The 2,148-nt window shown below is 64.7% G+C and carries 2 protein-coding genes and 1 pseudogene; 1 reads left to right on the top strand and 2 read right to left on the bottom strand.

What is annotated here, in order from left to right; translation table 11 throughout:
- Both Y707_RS31225 and Y707_RS23330 read right to left on the bottom strand, forming a co-directional pair.
- Window positions 1-1,034 (bottom strand): annotated as a pseudogene (locus Y707_RS31225) (helicase-associated domain-containing protein); the annotation flags it as partial.
- Window positions 1,035-1,215: 181 nt separating this feature from the next.
- Entirely contained in the window at window positions 1,216-1,461 is a 246-nt protein-coding gene (locus Y707_RS23330; protein ID WP_155852707.1) for a hypothetical protein, read from the bottom strand.
- A gap of 130 nt (window positions 1,462-1,591) precedes the next feature.
- Here Y707_RS23330 and Y707_RS0104160 point away from each other — a divergent pair, with 130 nt between their 5' ends.
- The gene (locus tag Y707_RS0104160) at window positions 1,592-1,975 is read left to right on the top strand and encodes a cold-shock protein (RefSeq protein WP_026534146.1); all 384 of its coding nucleotides are present in this window, start codon (window positions 1,592-1,594) and stop codon (window positions 1,973-1,975) included.
- The last annotated feature ends 173 nt before the right edge of the window (window positions 1,976-2,148 follow it).

The raw sequence follows: 2,148 nt of genomic DNA, 5'->3' as shown, positions 1-2,148 counted from the left end.
TCCTCGACCCGTAGCCGCTCGCTGAGCCGCCGGATCTCACGGACGCCGATCCCTCCCGAGCGGAGGGTGGCCAGCGGTTGGTCCTCCAGTTGGCCGAGCAGTTCGGCCAGGACCCGAAGCACCTCAGCGGCGGACGAGAAGGCGGCATTGTCCCGGCGGGCGGCGCTGACCGTGGACAGTTCGGCGGGTTGCGGCTGAAGCTGCAGATTGTCCACGAGGACGTGTCCCCGTGCGGCCTGGCCGACCGGGCGGGGAAGTTCCACATGCTCCGCGTCGAGGGGGACCAGCAGCCCACGGGCCAGCAACCACTGGAGGGGGCCGGCGTCGTCGGGCTGGGTCAAGACCGAAACGCGGCGCGATGCCTGGGGGACGGCTCCGACGGCGGCGCGGCGGAACTTGGCGAGCAGGTCGGCCGTCTGTTCGGGAGCTTCGGCCATCAGGGAGTCCCAATGCGCCGGATTACATACCCAGTCCTGCAGGGCCCCGGCCGCTTCGCGGGAGGTTGTCGCCGGCTTGACCGGATAGCCATGCCGGCGCAGTTCACCCGCGAGTTCGACGATGTGCTGGCCGAAGGACGGTTGGCTGGCGGCAAGTCCCTGATAGCTGCGGCCCAGCCCGAGCGGATACGGGCCGACGACGTCCTTGAGGCTGGAAACCGGCAGGTAGAACCGTTTGCGCGACTTGCCGTCGGGCTCGACCCGGTAGATCAAGGCCAAGTCGTGGAGCCCGCCGAGGATGTTCTCGAGGACCTTCTGGGTGGAACCGGCCATCATCGGCTTGAGCCCTGCCGCCGAGGTTGTGACGCCGGTGTCGTCGTCGGTGACCAGGTGTACGGCCTCCAGCACGCGGGTCTGTGGAAGCGTGAGGTTCTCCAGCGCCCGCTGCACACTGACGCGGGTGGAGGCGCGGGCGGCCAAAGCGGCGAAATCCGGCACTGGCGGGGAGATCAGATCCGGCCGGGCGGCGAAAAGCGCCCGCAGCGAGTCATCACTGCGGTCCGTCAAATCTGCGGCCAACGCACGGATAGAGGACATCAGATTAACGTTACCCCGATACGGGCGGCCCTTTCTGCCCGCTTTTCGCTACGGCGGCATATATACGACTACGGCGTGGTGGATCACCGTTCATTGTGCCCAATATTGGATGCTGAATTATGGGCTGGGACAGTCACTGCCCAGTATTGACCGCGGGATATTGGGCCGAAGCTGCGGTGGATCAGCTCTGACGGCGGCTCCGGACGGCGGAAATGATGAGAGCCAGCATCAGGATGAAGGCGATGGGAAGACCGATCATCGGGATCCAGGAGAAAACCGCCCATGCAGTACCACCGCTCAGATTGATGGCCACCACGAGCGCCAGACAAACGACGGACACGGCGGCGAGGGCGACGGCGGTGAGCAACGCGGGGGAGGAGCCACCGGCGTTGTCTCCGGGCAGGTTGGGACTGGAAGCGGACATCATGGTTTAAAACTATCAAGATGGACCGTCGGAATGCGGCGCGGTCTTCGCTGTATGTGAAACAACACAGCCGATTGGACACGCCGGGATAACCTATAGGTACACAAACTTATGAGTAGCGAAGAGGTTTCAAGTGCCAATCGGCAAGGTTAAGTGGTACGACACGGAGAAAGGCTTCGGGTTCCTGCAGGCAGAAGACGGTGAAGAGGTCTTCCTGCACGCTTCGGCCCTGCCGGCAGGTGTATCCGAGATCAAGGCAGGCACCCGGATGGAGTTCGGCGTAGCCGCCGGCCGCAAGGGAGCCCAGGCGTTGTCGGCCCGGATTCTTGATACGCCGCCGTCGGTGGTGCGCGCTCATCGCAAGCCTGCCGACGACATGGCGCTCATCACCGAGGACCTGATCAAGCTCCTGGATGGCGTGTCCAACGGCCTCCGCAAGGGACGGTATCCGGAAAAGAAGGTGGCCAACAAGGTCGCCTCACTGCTGCGTGCTGTAGCGGATGATCTGGACGCTTAAGAAACTCGTGGCGAGAAGGTCAGCGAGGAAAGCAGAGGAAGCCGGGCAGCCGGAATCGACGTCGGTGGAGTTGGACACACCGGCCGATCCGGAAGCCGCCGAACGTGCACGCGCCGTGCAGGTTGCAGAGGACGCCGCGGCGGCTGAAGTGGCCGCCACAGGAGAGGCTGCGG

Origin of the sequence: Arthrobacter sp. H14, assembly GCF_000520495.1 — a bacterium.
GTDB lineage: Bacteria > Actinomycetota > Actinomycetes > Actinomycetales > Micrococcaceae > Arthrobacter_C.
The sequence above is the reverse complement of the archived record's forward strand: the minus strand, read 5'-3'. Positions and strand labels throughout refer to the sequence as shown.